The organism is Streptomyces pyxinae (assembly GCF_024756275.1).
Classification (GTDB): domain Bacteria; phylum Actinomycetota; class Actinomycetes; order Streptomycetales; family Streptomycetaceae; genus Streptomyces; species Streptomyces pyxinae.
On sequence record NZ_JANUGQ010000014.1, the window covers coordinates 61,171 to 77,927 of the forward strand.

At 74.9% G+C, this 16,757-nt stretch carries 13 protein-coding genes and 1 riboswitch; of the genes, 4 read left to right on the forward strand and 9 right to left on the reverse strand.

The window, feature by feature from the left end; all coding sequences use genetic code 11:
- Positions 1–49: 49 nt before the first annotated feature.
- The 3 genes from NX801_RS17605 to NX801_RS17615 form a co-directional block, all read right to left on the reverse strand.
- Positions 50–790 (reverse strand): glycosyltransferase family 2 protein, encoded by a 741-nt coding sequence (locus tag NX801_RS17605; protein ID WP_258788696.1) that lies wholly within the window; start codon positions 788–790, stop codon positions 50–52.
- Positions 787–1,848, reverse strand: a complete 1,062-nt coding sequence (locus NX801_RS17610) for a 3-oxoacyl-ACP synthase III family protein (protein WP_258788697.1) — start codon at positions 1,846–1,848, stop codon at positions 787–789. The genes NX801_RS17605 and NX801_RS17610 overlap by 4 nt, the downstream gene beginning before the upstream one ends.
- Positions 1,849–2,078: 230 nt before the next feature.
- A complete protein-coding gene (locus tag NX801_RS17615) occupies positions 2,079–2,933 on the reverse strand; it encodes a LysR family substrate-binding domain-containing protein (protein ID WP_258788698.1) in 855 nt (284 codons plus the stop codon).
- Positions 2,934–3,033: 100 nt separating this feature from the next.
- Here NX801_RS17615 and NX801_RS17620 point away from each other — a divergent pair, with 100 nt between their 5' ends.
- Together NX801_RS17620 and NX801_RS17625 are read left to right on the forward strand one after the other, a co-directional pair.
- Complete coding sequence (locus tag NX801_RS17620; RefSeq protein WP_258788699.1) at positions 3,034–3,444, forward strand: DUF5997 family protein; 411 nt, start codon at positions 3,034–3,036, stop codon at positions 3,442–3,444.
- A 109-nt stretch (positions 3,445–3,553) separates the two neighbouring features.
- A complete protein-coding gene (locus tag NX801_RS17625; protein WP_258788700.1) occupies positions 3,554–4,762 on the forward strand; it encodes an MFS transporter in 1,209 nt (402 codons plus the stop codon).
- A 270-nt stretch (positions 4,763–5,032) separates the two neighbouring features.
- Here the strand turns inward: NX801_RS17625 and NX801_RS17630 are convergent, their stop codons facing one another.
- From NX801_RS17630 to metE, 6 genes are all read right to left on the reverse strand, one after another.
- On the reverse strand, positions 5,033–6,481 hold the full coding sequence (locus tag NX801_RS17630; RefSeq protein WP_258788701.1) for an MFS transporter: 1,449 nt from the start codon (positions 6,479–6,481) through the stop codon (positions 5,033–5,035).
- Positions 6,482–6,526: 45 nt separating this feature from the next.
- The gene (locus tag NX801_RS17635) at positions 6,527–7,060 is read right to left on the reverse strand and encodes a glycine-rich domain-containing protein (RefSeq protein WP_258788702.1); all 534 of its coding nucleotides are present in this window, start codon (positions 7,058–7,060) and stop codon (positions 6,527–6,529) included.
- Positions 7,057–8,337, reverse strand: a complete 1,281-nt coding sequence (locus NX801_RS17640; protein ID WP_258788703.1) for a hypothetical protein — start codon at positions 8,335–8,337, stop codon at positions 7,057–7,059. Before NX801_RS17640 ends, NX801_RS17635 begins: the two co-directional genes overlap by 4 nt.
- 82 nt (positions 8,338–8,419) lie before the next feature.
- On the reverse strand, positions 8,420–8,572 hold the full coding sequence (locus NX801_RS17645; RefSeq protein WP_258788704.1) for a hypothetical protein: 153 nt from the start codon (positions 8,570–8,572) through the stop codon (positions 8,420–8,422).
- 135 nt (positions 8,573–8,707) lie between these two features.
- Entirely contained in the window at positions 8,708–9,559 is an 852-nt protein-coding gene (cobF, locus tag NX801_RS17650) for a precorrin-6A synthase (deacetylating) (protein WP_258788705.1), read from the reverse strand.
- 336 nt (positions 9,560–9,895) lie between these two features.
- On the reverse strand, positions 9,896–12,214 hold the full coding sequence (gene metE / locus NX801_RS17655) for a 5-methyltetrahydropteroyltriglutamate--homocysteine S-methyltransferase (protein WP_258788706.1): 2,319 nt from the start codon (positions 12,212–12,214) through the stop codon (positions 9,896–9,898).
- A gap of 193 nt (positions 12,215–12,407) precedes the next feature.
- A riboswitch (cobalamin riboswitch) is annotated at positions 12,408–12,606 on the reverse strand.
- Positions 12,607–12,822: 216 nt separating this feature from the next.
- Here metE and tsaD point away from each other — a divergent pair.
- Together tsaD and alaS are read left to right on the forward strand one after the other, a co-directional pair.
- Positions 12,823–13,896, forward strand: coding sequence for a tRNA (adenosine(37)-N6)-threonylcarbamoyltransferase complex transferase subunit TsaD (gene tsaD / locus NX801_RS17660; RefSeq protein WP_258788707.1), 1,074 nt, complete (start codon positions 12,823–12,825; stop codon positions 13,894–13,896).
- Positions 13,897–14,082: 186 nt separating this feature from the next.
- Positions 14,083–16,728: an alanine--tRNA ligase gene (gene alaS, locus NX801_RS17665; protein ID WP_258788708.1), complete on the forward strand. Its 2,646-nt coding sequence runs from the start codon at positions 14,083–14,085 to the stop codon at positions 16,726–16,728.
- The last annotated feature ends 29 nt before the right edge of the window (positions 16,729–16,757 follow it).

Here is a 16,757-nt window from a genome sequence, read left to right on the forward strand (position 1 = left end):
GGGTGCCCGCACCCCGTACGGCGGGCCGGGCGGGACGGCCGTACGGGCGTCAGCGGGGGTCCTCCCCCTGGTGACCGCTGCCCCGGTCGAGGTACCAGCGGGCGGTGCCGAGCAGGCCGTAGGCGCGCAGCCGGCGGGTGGAGTTCTCCACCACCATGGCGCGGGCGTGCACGATGGCGGTGGTGTGGCGGCGTACCCGGTTGAGGAAGAGCCGGTCGGTGGGCGACGGGCGGCGGGGCATGCCGCCGACCGCCTCGTAGAGCCGGGCCGTGACGGCCATGTTGTTGCCCGCGTGCATCCGGTAGGGGGCGAGGTAGCCGTGCCGGCGCCGGTGGGCCGGGCGGATCCGGCCGAAGAAGGCGGCGATCCGCACCAGCGCCCGGAAGGCGGCCCGGCCCAGCGGCCCGTGCTCGTCGCGCCGGGCGTCGATCCGGCCGCACACCAGACCGGCGCCCCGGCCCAGGGCCTCCCGGGCGGCGCCGGTCCAGCCGGGGCGCGGCAGGCAGTCCGCGTCGGTGCGGGCGAGCAGGGTGGCGCCGCGCTCGATCGCGTACCGGAAGCCGGTGTCGACCGCGCAGCCGACCCCCTTCTCCCGCTCGTGCAGCACATGGACGGGGAAGGGTGCCCAGCGGGCGAACTCGCACGCCAGGGCCGCCGTGCCGTCGGTGGAGGCGTTGTCCACCACGACGAGGGTGAAGTCCCGGTCGCGCTGGGCGGCGAGCGCCTCCAGGGTGGCGCCGATCCGGGCGGCCTCCTGGTGGGCGGGCACCACCACCCACAGGGCGGTCATGCCTTCTCCCAGACCAGCGTCATGATGCTCACGCCGCCGCCCAGCCCGACGAACAGCACCCGGTCGCCGGACCGCAACCCGGCGTACACCCGGTCCAGTTGCACGCCGAGCGTGGCGCTCGCCATGTTGCCGAGCTCGGGCACGGTGACGACGAGCCGGTCCCGGGGCACCCCGGAGAGCTCGGTGAACCGCTCCAGGTACGGCACCGTCACCTGATGGACCAGGACATGGCGGAAGTCCGTCCAGGTGAGCCCGTTGCGCCGGAGCGTCCGGTCCAGGACCGAGGTGCCGACCTTCTCGAACACCTCACGCAGTTCGGCGCCGTCGCCGCGGAAGTAGGTGTGCTCGTCCCCGCGCGGGTGGCGCGAGCCGCCGCCGGGGATGCCGCCGACGGCCCAGTGCTCGGAGCGGGTCTCGGTTTCCACGTCCAGGATGCCGCCGCGCCCGACCGGCTCCAGGACGACCGCCGCGCCGGCGTCGCCCAGGGTGTAGCCGGCGAATCCGTCGCGGAACTGGGCGGCCGTGGCGGGCGCGTGCCGCACCGCCCGGCTGGGGGTCTCGCCGGTCACCACCAGCGCCCGGCGGGCCCGGCCCGCGAGGATCATCGCGCGGGCCGTGTCGATGCCGTTGACGAAGCTGTTGCAGGCGTTGGTCACGTCCAGCGCGTGGGCCCGGGAGCCCAGTTCGGCCTGGACCAGGTGGGCGGTGGCCGGTTCGGCCATGTCCCGGGTGGCCGACGCGAACACCAGCAGGTCCACGTCGAACGGCGCCAGACCGGCCCGCTCCAGCGCGGTCCGTGCCGCCCGCGTGGCGAGCGTGGAGGCGTACTCCCCTTCGGCCGCCGCCCGTCGCTCGGTGATGCCGGTGGCCCGCTCCAGCAGCCGGTCGGGCAGCCGGGTCCCCGAGGCCGCCGTGATCGACTCCTCCAGCCACCGGGAGGTCACCACCCGGTCCGGCAGGCAGGAGGCGACGGCGGTGATGCCGACGCGGCGTTCCCGGTCGGTGGCCGGGCCGCCGACGCGGTGGTCCCGGTCGCCCGGGGAGTGCTCTCTGTGCATGCCGTGGACGCTAGGGCCTGGCCGAATCCACCCGCATGAGTGTTCGTACTCATTCGCGAGTGAGTGCGGGCGACCGTGCCTGCGACGGCACCGGCGGCGCGCACGGCGCTTGCGTTTTCCGGCGGTTCGCCGTTCCGGCGGTTCCGATGGTCCCGAGGGTTCCGGCGATCCCGAAAGACCCGGCCGCCCGACGGGGTCGGACGGCCGGGGGGCGGCGTACGGGCCGGGGCCTAGGAGCGGCGGCGGGGGCGGCCGGTGGCGCCGTGGGAGCCCTTGCCGGAGCCCGTACGGCGGGAGCGGCCGGACGCGGTACGGGAGGCCGGCTTGCCCCGGGAGGCGCCGGAACGCCGGGCCTTGTCACCCTGGCCGGACTTCTCCTTGCCGGACGTGTCCTTGCCGCCGGGGCCTCCGGAGGTTTCCTTGCCGGACGCGCCGCCGGACTTGGCGGTGCGCCCGGCCCGGGCCTCGGACTGCTGGCGGCCCCGGGTGCTGTTGGCCGTACGGCCCCGGACGATGCCGATGAACTCCTCCACCAGGTCGGTGGTCGTCTCCTCCGGCCAGGACAGCGCCACGCTCGACCGAGGGGCGTCGGTGACCGGACGGTAGGTGAGGTCACGGCGGTGGTGCAGCCGGGCGAGGGACTGCGGGACGACCAGCAGGCCCACACCCGCCGCCACCAGTTCCACGGCGTCCCCCGTGGTGGCGGGACGCTCCAGGGCAGGGCGGCCCGGCGGGCGCTCCCACTCCAGGGTCTCGTCGAGCGGGCTGAACACGATGTCGTCGGCCAGGTCCCCGACGGCGACCTCGTCCACCGCGGCCACCGCGTGGTCCTTGGGCACCAGCACCACGGTCGTCTCGGTGTAGAGGGGGATGGCGCTCAGCCGCGTACGGTCGACCGGCAGCCGTACCAGACCGGCGTCGGCGTCCCCGGCGAGCAGCAGCGCGGGGACCTCACCGGCCGGGGCGGGGACGAGGGTGAGGGGGACCCCGGGCAGCCGTTCGTTCCACACCCGCACCCACTTGGCGGGGGTCGCCCCGGGAACGTAGGCGAGACGGAACGAGGGGGGAGCTTCCGAGCCAGTCACCCCCTCAGGGTATCGGCCCTGGCCAGGGGCGGCGTACGCGGCGGGGAGAAGGGGCACGCGGTGGCGAAGGGGGGCGTGCGCGGTCGATACCCTTGACCTCATGAAGTCGCACCAGACCGCCCAGACCATGAAGCCCGCCACCGCGGCGAAGAAGCTGGGTGTGTACCTCGATGCCACCCCCGCCGAGTTCCGGGAGGGCGTCGTCTCACGCACCGAGCTGAACGCCCTCCAGACCGACCCGCCCGAGTGGCTGCAGGAGCTGCGCCGCACCGGGCCGCATCCCCGGCCGGTGGTGGCGTCGAAGCTGGGCGTCTCGATCTCCGGTCTGGCGCGCGGTGGCATCACCGAGGCACTGACCACGGAGCAGATCGACGCCCTGAAGCAGGAGAACCCGGAGTGGCTCCAGCGGGAGCGGGCCACCCAGGCGGAGGTCCGCAAGGAGACCGTGCGGCTCAAGGAGAAGCGCGAGGCGGAGCGGGGCGACGAGCAGCCGGGGCCCGCCCGCGGCTGAGCCGCAGCTGAACCACGGCTTGAGGCGCCGGGGCGGGCGCTGCCCGCCGTACGGGGCGCTCCGGCGGCGGTCACCGGACGGGACGAGCGGGCACGCCTACTGTGTTCCCATGACACGCATGATCGGTTCGCCCGCGACCCGTGGCCGGCACCGGCCGGGGTACGCGGGCGCGGCGGCGGTGTTCGCCATCGGCATGGCCGGGACCACGCTGCCGACCCCGCTGTACGGCCTCTACCGGCAGGAGCTGGGGTTCTCCGAGCTGATGGTGACGGTGGTCTTCGCCGTCTACGCGCTGGGCGTGATCGTCACCCTGCTGGTCGCCGGGAACTACTCGGACGAGGCCGGGCGCCGGCCGGTGCTGTTCTGCGCGCTGGGCCTCGGGGCGCTGAGCGCCGGCTGTTTCCTGCTGGAGGGCGGCCTGCCGCTGCTGTTCGCGGGGCGGCTGCTCTCCGGGTTCTCGGCCGGGCTGCTGAGCGGGGTCGGCACGGTGAGCGTGCTGGAGCTGGCCGGGCCCGGGCAGAAGGCGCGCGCCGGGTTCGCGGCCACCGCCGCCAACATGGGCGGCCTGGGCTGCGGGCCGCTGCTCGCCGGAGTGCTGGCCGAGTACGCCCCGCTGCCGCTGCTGCTGCCGTTCCTGGCCCATCTGGTGCTGATCGCCGCCGGCTGTGTGCTGGTGCTGCTGCTGCCCGAGACGGTCGAGCACCCCCGGCGCCGGCCGCCGCTGAAGCCGCAGGGGCTGCGGGTGCCTCCGGAGGTGCGGGGGGTCTTCGTGCCGTGTGGGCTCGCCGCCTTCGCCGGGTTCTCGCTGCTGGGCCTGTTCACCTCGGTCGCGCCCAGTTTCGTGGCCGAGACGCTGGGGGTGCGCAATCACGCGGTCTCCGGGCTGGTGGTCTTCTCGATCTTCCTGGGCTCCACCCTGGGGCAGTCGCTGGTGGGCCGGACGCCGGTGCGCCGGGCGCTGCCGCTGGGCTGCGCGGTGCTGGTGGCGGGGCTGATCCTGGTCGGTTCCTCGCTGGCTGTGCGGTCCCTGGCGCTGCTGGTGGCGGGGGCGGTGTGCGGCGGTACGGGGCAGGGGATGGCCTTCCGGGCGGCGCTGAGCGCGGTGAGCGGCGCGGCTCCGGCGGCGCACCGGGGCGGTACGGTCTCCTCGTTCTTCGTGGTCGCCTACACCGGGATCTCGCTGCCGGTGGTCGGGGTGGGCGCGCTGACGCTCGGGCTCGGGCTGGTCGGCGCGGGGCTGACGTTCACCGCCTGCGCCACGGTGCTGGCCGCGGGAACCGGGCTGTATCTGCTGCGGCACCCGCCCGCCGAGTCCTGAGTCCGTGCCCTGGGTCCCGAGGCCTGATGCTTGTGGCCTGAGGCAGGGGTTGCTGGCGGGGGCTCGTCCGTCCGTCCCTCCCTTGTGGCCCCTGGGGAGCCGCGTCCCGGAGTCCGTGCCGGTGCGGGTGGTGTGCTGCCGGTGGGGTGGGGGCGTGGCCCCTCCGGGCTCACCTCCTCGGAGCCGGCGGAACAACCGTTACGGGTGTGGTGGGCCGGGTATGACCGCCGTCTCCTGCGGGGGCGACCCTGGGCGCCCCCACCCCGGCCGTCACTCATCCGTCCGTGAGTGGGTGGGTTCCCCCGTCTTGGTGCCGTCTGCCGGGTGCGCGTGAGTGGGTGGACATCCCTTCTTAATGCCGTCTGCCGGGTGTGCGTGGGTGGGTGGGATCCCGGGCTTGATGCCGTCTGCCGGGTGCGCGTGGGTGGGTGGGATCCCGGGCTTGATGCCGTCTGCCGGGTGCGCGTGAGTGGGTGGGATCAGGGCCAGGAGGGGGACGACGGCCAGGGACAGGGCGGCGCCGCCCGCTGCCAGGGCCGGGTAGCCGGTGGCGGCGACCAACAGGCCGGAGAGCATGCCGCCGGAGGCTCCGGCGAGCGCCAGGCCGACGTCCGCGAGGCCCTGGACGGATGCCCGGCGGGCCAGGGGTACGGCATCGGTGACCAGGGACGTACCGCTGACCAGGCTCAGGTTCCAGCCCACTCCGAGCAGGGCGAGGGCCGTGATGAGCAGGGCCGCGTTCTCCGGCGGGGCGAGCGCGGCGAGGCCGGCGGCGGTCGCCAGGACCGCGCCGGAGGCCATCGCGGTACGCCGCTCCCCCACCCGGTCGACCAGCAGCCCTGAGAGGGGCGAGGGCAGGAACATCCCGGCCACATGGGCGGCGATGGCCAGGCCGGTCGCGTGGTCGCCGTGGCCGTGCCCGGCCATGTGCACCGGGGTCATGGTCATGACGGCGACCATCACCAGTTGGCCGACGGTCATCACGGTGGCGCCGGTCAGCAGTCGGGGCGCGGACGCGGACGCGGCCGGGCCGGTCGGTGCCGGGGTGCCGGCAGGGGGAGCCGTCCCGGCGCGGGCGAGGAGCAGGGGGTCGGGGCGCAGCAGGGTCTGGATGACGAGGGCGCCGGCGGCGTAGGCGACGGCGGCCAGCAGGAACGGGCCGGCGAGGCGGGGCAGGTTCCAGGCGTGGGCCAGATCGCCGGTGACGGCGGTGAGGTTGGGACCGGCGACGGCTCCGAGGGTGGTGGCGACGAGTACGGTGCTCACCGCCCGGCCCCGGCGCTCGGGCGGGGCCAGGTCCGCTCCGGCGTACCGGGCCAGCAGGTTGGTGGCGGAGCCGGCGCCGTAGAGGGCGAGGGCGGCCAGCAGCAGCGGGGCGTTCCCCAGGGTGGCCGCGGCGACGACACCGAGGCTGCCGATGGCGGCCGTGGCGTGGCCGAGCGCGAGTCCGGGGCGGCGGCCCCGGCGCTGGGAGAGCCGCCCGATGGCGAAGGCTCCCAGGGCGGCCCCGGTGGTGAACAGGGCGACCGGCAGACCGGCGAGGGCGGTGGTGCCCAGCATCTGCTGGGCGAGCAGCGCCCCCACCGTGATGCCGGCCGCCATGCCCGCTCCGCTGAGCGCCTGCGCCGCCACCAGGACGGTGAGCACCCGCCGTTGATCGGGGTGCGGGGCGGGTGACACCCTGGTGCCGGTGGTGCGCTCGGTCGGTGTGGTGGCCATCTCCGGGCCTCTCTCGGCTTGTTCGGTGCCGGGTCGGGGCGGGACTCAGCCGGGGAGCGGCGCCAGCGCCGAGATCTCCGCGAGCGGCATGTTCATGCGCTGGTGCAGGAAGCGCACGATGGTCCAGTGCGGCAGGGCGCCCTCGTCGAAAGGCCCGAACGCCGCGCAGTAGAGCGGGATCCAGCGCAGCGCCTGTTCGATCGCCTGCTCGCGTCCCGGCTCCCGCTGGTACTCCTCGTAGGAGACGCTGCGGTGGTGGACGAAGTACCGCCCCGGGAGGCGCTCTTCGCAGAGGGCGCGGTACTCCCGGGTCTGGAGGATCAGGTAGTGCCAGATCTCGTCGATGTCCTGCTCCACCGGGAGGAAGAGCCCGCTGAGCCGGTCGCGGTGGCGGGAGACCAGGTAGAGGTAGCGGAGGCATTCGAGGACCTGGCGCTCGGCGTACTCCCTCGGCACCCCGGTCCGCCGGGCGGTGTGCTCCACCGTCTCGTCGTGCAGCGTGAGGCCGAGCAGTTGCCTGAGATCCTCGCCGGTGAGACGGCCGGTGCCGTCCGCCGGAGTGGTGGTCGGTGGTGTCACGGGCTGTCCTGTCCTGCGCCGGTGGCCGGGCGGCCGGGGGTGGCCAGCCAGCCGTACTTCCCGGAGGGGCCGATGGGGATGCGGGCACGGTGGTCGGGGGCGCAGCGCCGTCCGGTGAGGGCGGCCACACTCTCCGCCAGGTCGGCGGCCTCGGACGCGTCCAGCGGGTGCCCGTCGAAGGTGGTGTAGGCGAGCCGGCAGTCCCGTGCGCCGGTGAGCCGGAGTTGGTGGAGGAAGATCCGGGGCGAGACGGCCGCGATCCGGTCGTCCAGGTCGGCCTGGGCCACCAGTCCGCGCGGCGTGGGGAGCAGTTCCTTCTCCCGGCCGCAGAAGGCGGCGACCCGTTCCGGATCGGGCGTACCGTCGAGGGTGCGGACGCAGTCGCCCGAGCGGTAACGGACCAGCGGCATGTAGGGGTTGCGCACGCTGGTGACGATGAGGCTGTGGATCCCGCTGCCGGGCGCCGCGCCGGGCACGGGGATCAGTTCGACGCTCATCCGCTCCAGGTAGGGCCGGTAACGGCCGTCGCGGTCGCTGTAGTAGAGGTAGCCGAGCTCGGTGCTGCCGAAGAGGTCGATCACCGGGCAGTCGAGGTGTTCGCGGAGCATCCGCCGGACGTTGCGCGGGGTGTACTCGTACGCGTGGATCACACTGGCGGGCGCGGGAAAGGCGTCCTGGAGGTCCCACTCCGCCACCTTCCGGAGGAGGTGGGCGAGATGGTATCCGGAGCAGTCGAGGTGGTAGCGGCCCGCCGGGTGTCCGGCGCGGACGCTCCGGATCTCGGCCAGCATGCGTTCGACGTCGCCCCGGGTCCATTCGGCGGGATCGAGGCGGAGGTTGAGGTAGAGGGTGCGCTCGTCGAGCCTCCGGTCGGCCGGTGTGGGCACCGGTGACGGCGTGGCACCGCGCTTGGCCGCGTTGACCCTGGCCACGTGTTCGGTGGCGAGCACGGTGGTCAGCGAGACCCGGTGGCATCCCTCGTGCCAGGTGGCGGAGATGTCCGGGTGTTCGCTCCACAGCCGGTAGTAGGAGCGGAGCAGGAAGTAGGGCGGGCGGATGATCCGCATCCGGGCGTGGTTGGTGCCGGTGGAGAGCACGTATTCCGCCTCGCCGGTCTCCAGGGCTTCGGCGAGGGCCGGAGTCATCCAGTTGTCGGGGAAGTCCCGGGCGATGTCGGCCTTCTCCAGGATCGGGAAGTGGCCTCGGGCGACGGACGGGCGGTAGAGGGGTATGTCCCGGACGTGTGCGATGACGTCGGGTGACGGCTGACCGGTCATGGTCCTCCGTAGGGTGTCGGGGCCGGTGCGCGGGACCCGGGCGCCCGGAATCGGGACGCCCGGGGGGTGGCGGGGGCTGGGGTCAGGAGATACAGCCCGTCTTGCCGGCCACGCTGATGCAGCCCTCCTTGGGCGCGGAGCTGATGCAGCCGTCCTTCGCGCCCTGGGCGGAGTTGAGGGCGACCCAGCCCTGCCAGACCTCGTCCTGGGCCATCTTCGCGATCAACTGCTCCATGGGAAAACCTCCAGGATATGACGGATGGCGCGGGGAAGACTCCCCGCTTCGCCACTCAAGAAGGTAAAGGGTTGGTCAATGACGCACCAGTGCGAGGCCGTCAATCGGACGTGCCGGCTGGGCATTTGGCCGAGATCATGCGGGGCCGCTCCCCCGGTGCCGGTCGCCCTGACGGTCGCCGGTGCCGTCCTCGGTGCCGTCCGGCAGCCGGAGCAGATAGGTGTCCATGATCCAGCCGTGCCGGGCCCGGGCCTCGGCGCGCAGTCGGGTGATGCGGTCCGCGACCTCCGACAGCCGCCCGGAGACCAGGAGTTCGTCCGGGGTGCCGAGATAGGCGCCCCAGTAGATCCGGACGTCCTCGCCGGCGATCCGGGTGAAGCTCTCCTGGGCGTCGAGCATCACCACGATGTCGCCGTCGTCGTTCGGCAGGCTCGCCAGGCTCTCGGCCAGCCGCCGCCCGGGGGTGATGTGCACCGGGCGGCCGACCCGGTTGAGGGCGATCCGGTGCCGGGCGGCCAGCGCGGAGACGCTGGTGATCCCGGGGACCACCTCGTGGTCGAAGGCGACCGTGCCCCGGCCGGCCACCTCGGCGAGGACCGCCAGGGTGCTGTCGTAGAGGGCCGGGTCGCCCCACACCAGGAAGGCACCGGTCTGTCCGGGGGCCAGCTCCTCGCGGATCAGCCGCTCACAGAGGTCGGCGCGGCGCCGGCGCCAGTCGTGGACGGCCGTGGTGTAGCCGGCCCGGTCGTCCCGGGCCCGGTCCCGCCAGGGGTCGTCGGCCGTGACGACCCGGTAGGGGCCCGGCACGTGTTCGTCGAGCATCCGGCGGCGCAGTCCGGTGAGCGAGGACTTCTCCGGGCCCTTGTCGAGCACGAAGAACACCTCCGCCCGGCGCAGCGCCTTCACCGCCCCCAGGGTGAGATGGTCCGGATCGCCGGCTCCGATGCCGATGACGAGGAGGTGGCGGGGGCTGTCGGTGGTGCGCACGGTGACGCGCCTTTCCTGGGCGGCGGGGGTGGAGCTGTGGGGGTGTGGGCGGGGCGGGGCCGGTGGCGCGGGGCGCTGCCGGGCCCGCCCCGGCGGGCGGTGACCCGGGGCGGCGGGTCGGTGGGCCCGCCCCGGTGGGCGGGCGGGCCGGCCGGGGCCCCGGGCCCGGGGGCGGGGTCGTGGCCCGGGGAGGCGGCCCCGCCCCGGGCCCGGGGAGTGATGGACCGGTCGAACGGGCCCAGGACCGGGGCCCGAGCCGGTGGCCCGGGCCCGGGGGGTGGTGGACCGGCCGGTCGGGCGGGCCCCGGGCCGGAAGCCGGAGGCCCGCCCGGGGGGTCAGCCGGCGGACAGGTCCGCGCGGATCTCGCGGGCGGCGGCCACCAGGTTCTCCAGGGAGGCCCGGGTCTCGGGCCAGCCGCGGGTCTTCAGGCCGCAGTCCGGGTTGACCCAGAGCCGTTCGGCGGGGATGGCGGACAGGCCCTCGCGGAGCAGCCCGGCGGCCTCGGCGGCGTCCGGGACGCGCGGCGAGTGGATGTCGTACACCCCGGGGCCGACCTCGCGCGGGTAGCCGGTGGTGGCCAGCTCCCGGGCGACCTGCATGTGCGAGCGGGCCGCCTCCAGGCTGATCACATCGGCGTCGATGTCGTCGATGGCCTGGAGGATGTCGCCGAACTCGGCGTAGCACATGTGGGTGTGGATCTGGGTGTCCGGCCGGACGCCCGCGGTGGCCAGGCGGAACGCCTCGGTCGCCCAGGCCAGGTAGCCGGGGCGGTCGGCGGTGCGCAGCGGAAGCGTCTCGCGCAGCGCGGGCTCGTCCACCTGGATGACCGAGGTGCCGGCCGCCTCCAGGTCCGTCACCTCGTCGCGGAGGGCCAGCGCCACCTGGCGGGCGGTCTCCGCGAGCGGCTGGTCGTCGCGGACGAAGGACCAGGCGAGCATGGTGACCGGGCCGGTGAGCATGCCCTTGACCGGACGCGCGGTCAGCGACTGGGCGTAGGTGGTCCAGCGCACCGTCATCGGCTCGGGACGGGAGATGTCCCCGGCGAGGATCGGCGGCCGGACGTACCGGGTGCCGTACGACTGCACCCAGCCGTGCTGGGTCGCCAGATAGCCGGTGAGCTGTTCGGCGAAGTACTGGACCATGTCGTTGCGCTCGGGCTCGCCGTGGACCAGGACGTCGATGCCGGTCTTCTCCTGGAAGGAGACGACCTCCTGGATCTCGGCGCGGATCCGCTCCTCGTAGCCGGCCGTGTCGATCCGGCCGGCGCGCAGATCGGCGCGGGCGGTGCGCAGTTCGCCGGTCTGCGGGAAGGAGCCGATGGTGGTGACCGGCAGCAGCGGCAGCCCGAGGTGGGCGCGCTGGGCGGCGGCCCGCTGCTCGTACGGCTGCGAGCGGCGGCCGTCGGCGTCGGTGACCGCCCCGGTGCGGGACCGGACGGCCGGGTCGCGGGTGAGCGCCGAGCCGGCCCGGGCGGCGTGGTCGGCCCGGTTGGCGGCGAGTTCGGCGGCGATGGTGTCGGTGCCGTGGGCGAGTCCGCGGGCCAGGGTGACGATCTCGGCGGTCTTCTGCCGGGCGAAGGCCAGCCAGCGGGCGACCTGCGGGTCGATGTCCCGTTCGGCGGCGACGTCCAGCGGGACGTGCAGCAGGGAGCAGGAGGCGGCCACGTCGACCCGGTCGGCCAGGCCGAGCAGGGTGCCGAGGGTGGCGAGCGACTTCCCCAGGTCGTTGATCCAGACGTTCCGGCCGTTGACCACGCCCGCGACCAGCCGCTTGCCGGGCAGTCCGCCGGCCGCCGCCAGGTCGTCCAGGTTGGCCGCGGCGGTCTCGGTGAAGTCCAGGGCCAGGCCCTCCACCGGCGCCTTGGCGAGCACCGGCAGCGCCTCGCCGAGCCGGTCGAAGTAGGAGGCGACCAGCAGCTTGGGCCGGTCGGTGAGGCCGCCGAGCTCGCGGTAGGCGCGGGCGGCGGCGTCCAGTTCGGCCGGGGCGCGGTCCTGGACCAGCGCCGGCTCGTCCAGCTGGGCCCACTCGGCGCCGGCGGCGCGGAGGTCGCCGAGCACCTCGGCGTAGACGGGCAGCAGCCGGTCGAGCAGGGTCAGCGGGTCGAACCCGGCCGGGGCGCCGGGCGCCGGCTTGGCGAGCAGCAGATAGGTGACGGGGCCGACCAGCACCGGGCGGGGGGTGTGGCCGAGGGCGAGCGCCTCGGAGACCTCACCGACCTGCTTGGCGGAGTCGGCGGTGAAGACGGTGTCCGGGCCGAGCTCGGGGACCAGGTAGTGGTAGTTGGTGTCGAACCACTTGGTCATCTCCAGCGGCGCGACCTCCTGGGTGCCGCGCGCCATGGCGAAGTAGCCGTCGAGGGCGTCGGCGGCGACCGCCGCGCGGTGCCGCCCGGGCACGGCGCCGACCATGACGCTGGTGTCCAGGACGTGGTCGTAGTACGAGAAGTCGCCGGTGGGCACCTCGTGGACGCCCGCCTCGGCGAGCCGGCGCCAGTTCTCCCGGCGCAGTCCGGCGGCGGTCTCCCGGAGGGCGTCGGCGGTGACGCGGCCCTTCCAGTAGCCCTCGATCGCCTTCTTCAGTTCCCGGTTCTGGCCCTGGCGGGGGTAGCCGTACACGGTGGCCCGTGCTGCCGCGGCTGCGGACTTGCCTGTCACGGAACTCTCCTTCGCGAGTATCTCCATGGGCCGGTGACGTGCCGGGAGCGCGAAGGTACGGCGGAGCGGGGCGGACGCACCGCGACGGGGTGCGCTGCTCACCTGCTCCGTACGTCCCCGGAGGTGATCCGGGGTTCCCTCCGACCCGCCCACGAGGTCACCGGTGCTCCGCGCCCGGACGGCCGGGCACGGGCAGCGGGCAGGTCTTCGGACTCGCGGGCACGTCCACCGGGCGTTCGCCGGGGACACCTACTGGCCGTCGCTTCCCGGGCCCTCGCGGACCCAGTGCGTATGACGGCGGTCGTTCCCGCTCACCGCTGCGGGGCAGTCCCGGATTCCCACCGGGTTCCCTCTTACGACGCTCCCGCCTGGCGGACGGGGCGAACCAGCTGCGCCGGCCAGCCTAGGGGCAACGGAGGCGGCACGGACAGTACTGCCCGCATTCCGGACCGCGTCATGAGACGCGGGTCACATGGGGCGGGCCACCGGGGCCCCGGCCGCGCGGACGGCCGGGGCCGGGGTGGCGCGGTGATCACACCTACACTGGAGGGGCAACAACGCCTGGGGCGCGGACGCGCGCCGCGGCCCCGTGACCTAAGGAGAAGCCCATGCCGGAAACCGGGCGTGTCGTGCTCGGCATCGAGTCCTCGTGCGACGAGACCGGCGCCGGACTCGTGCGTGACGGACGGCTGCTCGGGCACGCGGTGGCGTCCAGCATGGACGAGCACGCGCGGTTCGGCGGGGTGGTCCCGGAGATCGCCGCCCGCGCGCATCTGCACTCCTTCAACCCGGTGGTGCGGCAGGCGCTGGACGAGGCCGGACTGCGGCTCTCCGACATCGGCGCGGTGGCCGTGACCACCGGCCCCGGGCTCTCCGGGGCGCTGCACGTGGGGGTGGCCGGGGCCAAGACGCTGGCGTACTCGCTGGGGGTGCCGCTCTACGGGGTGCACCACCTGGCGGGCCATGTCGCGGCGGACACCCTGGAGCACGGGCCGCTGCCCGACCCCTGTGTGGTCCTGATCGTCTCCGGCGGGCACACCTCGCTGCTGCTCGTCCGGGACCTGGTGCGCGACCCCATCGTGCACCTGGGCGACACGGTGGACGACGCGGCCGGCGAGTGCTTCGACAAGGTGGCCCGGGTGCTGGGGCTGCCCTACCCGGGCGGGCCGGCCATCGACCGGACGGCGCGGGAGGGCGATCCGGCTGCGGTGGCGTTCCCGCGCCCGCTGACCGGGCCGCGCGACGACCCGTACGCCTTCTCCTTCTCCGGGCTGAAGACCGCCGCCGCCCGCTGGGCCGAGCGGTACCGGCTGCGCGGCGAGGAGCCGCCGCTCGCCGACGGGGCGGCCTCGCTCCAGGAGGCGGTGGCGGACGTGCTGACCCGCAAGGCGGTGGCGGCCTGCCGGGCGCACGGCGTGGGCACCCTGGTGGTGGTCGGCGGCGTGGCGGCCAACTCCCGGGTGCGGGGGCTGGCCGAGGAGCGGTGCGCCGCCGCCGGTATCGAGCTGCGGGTGCCGCCGATGCGGCTCTGCACCGACAACGGCGCCATGATCGCCGCCGTGGGCGACCTGCTGGTCCGGGCCGGCGCCGAACCCGCCCCGGCGGACGTCTCGATCGACCCGTCGGCCCCGCTGGAGTACGCCGCGCTGCACCCGGTGGCCCGCCAGGCCGCCGTGGCATGACCGCCGGCGGGCGGCCGGGCCCCGGGCCGGGCCCCGCCCCGGACACCCCGGTGACCGGCGGATTTCCGGGAACCCGGTGCTCCGGCGGTTCCGGTTGTCCGCCGTACGGCCGGCCGTCCCGCCGCCGTTCCGAACCGGTCCGACGCCCTCGGACCGGCCTGACGCCTTGACGTTACGGAGTAACCCTTGCGCACCGCCGACATTCGCTCCCGGTTCCTGGACCACTTCGCCGAGCGCGGGCACACCGTGGTGCCCAGCGCTCCGCTGCCGACGCCCGACCCGACGCTGCTCTTCGTCAACGCGGGCATGGTCCCCTTCAAGCCGTATCTGACCGGGGAGAGCGCGGCGCCGTGGCCGCGCGCGACCAGTGTGCAGAAGTGCGTGCGCACCCTGGACATCGAAGAGGTCGGCCGCACCACCCGGCACGGCTCGTTCTTCCAGATGAACGGCAACTTCTCCTTCGGGGACTACTTCAAGGAGGAGGCCATCGCCCTCGCCTGGGAGCTGTCGGTGAACCCGGTGGCCGAGGGCGGGTACGGGCTGGACCCGGACCGGATCTGGGTGACGGTGCACCACTCCGACACCGAGTCGCGCGGCATCTGGCGGCGGGTCGCGGGGCTGCCGGAGGAGCGGATCGTGGCCCGGGGCGACGAGGACAACTTCTGGTCCATGGGCGTGCCCGGGCCGTGCGGTCCCTGCTCGGAGCTGTACTACGACCGGGGCCCCGCGCTCGGCCGGGCGGGCGGCCCGGCGGTCGACGAGGACCGCTACATGGAGTTCTGGAACCTGGTCTTCATGCAGTACGAGCGGGGCGAGGGGCCCGGCAAGTCCGGTTACCCGATCCTGGGCGAGCTGCCCCGCCGCAACATCGACACCGGGATGGGCCTGGAGCGGATGGCCACCCTGCTCCAGGACAAGGCGAACCTCTACGAGATCGACGAGACCCGGCCGATCCTGGACCGGGCCGCCGAGCTGGCCGGTGTCCGGTACGGGGCCGACCCGGAGGACGACGTACGGCTGCGGGTGGTGGCGGACCACGTCCGCACCGCGCTGATGCTGCTCGCCGACGGCACCACGCCCGGCAACGAGGGCCGCGGCTATGTGCTGCGGCGGATCCTGCGCCGCTCCATCCGCTCGGTGCGCAGCCTGGGCTTCCAGGACCCGGCGCTGCCCGAGCTGCTGACCGTGGCCCGGGACTGCATGGCGCCCAGCTACCCGGAGGTGGCCGAGGGGTTCGCGCGGATCGCGGACCGGGCGTACGGCGAGGAGGACGCCTTCCGGGCCACCCTCCGCCAGGGCACCACGGTGCTGGACACGGCGGTGGCGAAGGTCAAGGACGAGGGCGGCCGTTCGCTGCCGGGCGCCCAGGCGTTCCTGCTCCACGACACCTACGGCTTCCCCATCGACCTCACCCTGGAGATGGCCGCCGAGCAGGGTGTGGAGGTGGACCGGGAGGGCTTCACCGCGCTGATGAACGCCCAGCGGGAACGGGCCAGGGCCGACGCCCGGGCCCGCAAGTCGGGCGGGGCCGCCGACACCTCCGCGCTGCGGGCGGTGCTGGACGCGCACGGGCCCACCGACTGGCGCGCCTGGGAGGCGCTGACCACCGAGTCCCGGGTGCTGGCGGTGCTGGGCGCCGAGGGGCCGCTGCCCGCCGCGGAGACCGGCGCGATCGTCACCGTGCTGCTGGACCGGACGCCGTTCTACGCCGAGTCCGGCGGCCAGGACAGCGACGCGGGCCTGCTCTCCGGGGCATCCTTCGAGGCCGAGGTGCTGGATGTGCAGCGGCCGCTGCCCGGGCTCGTCGCCCACCAGGTGCGGATCACCGCCGGTGAGCTGGCGCCCGGGGACACGGTGCACGCGGCGGTGGACCCGGAGTGGCGGCTCGGTGCCCGGCAGGCGCACTCCGGCACCCATGTGCTGCACGCCGCGCTCCGCGAGGTGCTCGGCCCGACGGCCCTCCAGTCCGGCTCGTACAACCGGCCCGGCTATCTGCGGCTGGACTTCCCGTGGCGCGGCGGCCTCTCGCCGGCCGTCCGGGGTGATGTGGAGGAGGCCGCCAACCGGGCGCTCCGCCGGGACCTGCCGGTCGGGGTGCGCTGGATGACGCTGCCGGAGGCGAAGGAGCAGGGCGCGCTGGCCCTCTTCGACGAGACGTACGGCGAGCAGGTCCGGGTGGTCGAGATCGGCGGCGCCTGGTCGCGCGAGCTGTGCGGCGGTACGCATGTGGAGCGCGCGGCCCAGATCGGCACCGTGGCGGTGACCACCGAGGGCTCGGTGGGTGCCGGGATGCGCCGGATCGAGGCGGCCGTGGGCATCGAGGGCTTCCGGTACCTGGCCCGGGAGCGGGACCTGGTGGGCCGGATCGCGGAGCAGCTCCAGGCGCCGCGCGCCGAGCTGCCGGACCGGATCGCCGGGCTGCTGGACCGGCTGAAGGCGGCCGACCGGGAGAACGCCCGGCTGCGGCAGCGGGAGACGGTGGCGCGGGCGGCCGAGCTGGCCGGGGGCGCGGTGGACTCCGGCGGCGTCCTGGTGGTGACGGCCACCGCCGAGGGCGGCGCGGACGAGGCCCGGGCGCTGGCGACGGCGGTACGGGACCGGCTGCCGGACGGCCGGGCCGGCGCGGTCGCCGTGGGCACCCCGGGCGGGGCCGCCGTGGTGGCGGTCAACCGGGCGGGCCGGGAGGCCGGGCTGCACGCGGCCGAGCTGGTCAAGCGGCTGCTGGACGGCCGGGGCGGCGGCTCGCCCGAGCTGGCCCAGGGCGGCGGCCTCGCCGCCGACCGGGTGCCGGCCGCGCTGGCGGAGCTGCCCCGGCTGGTGGCCGACCGCTGAGCCGGGGGGTGTGGCGCCGGAGGCGGGGC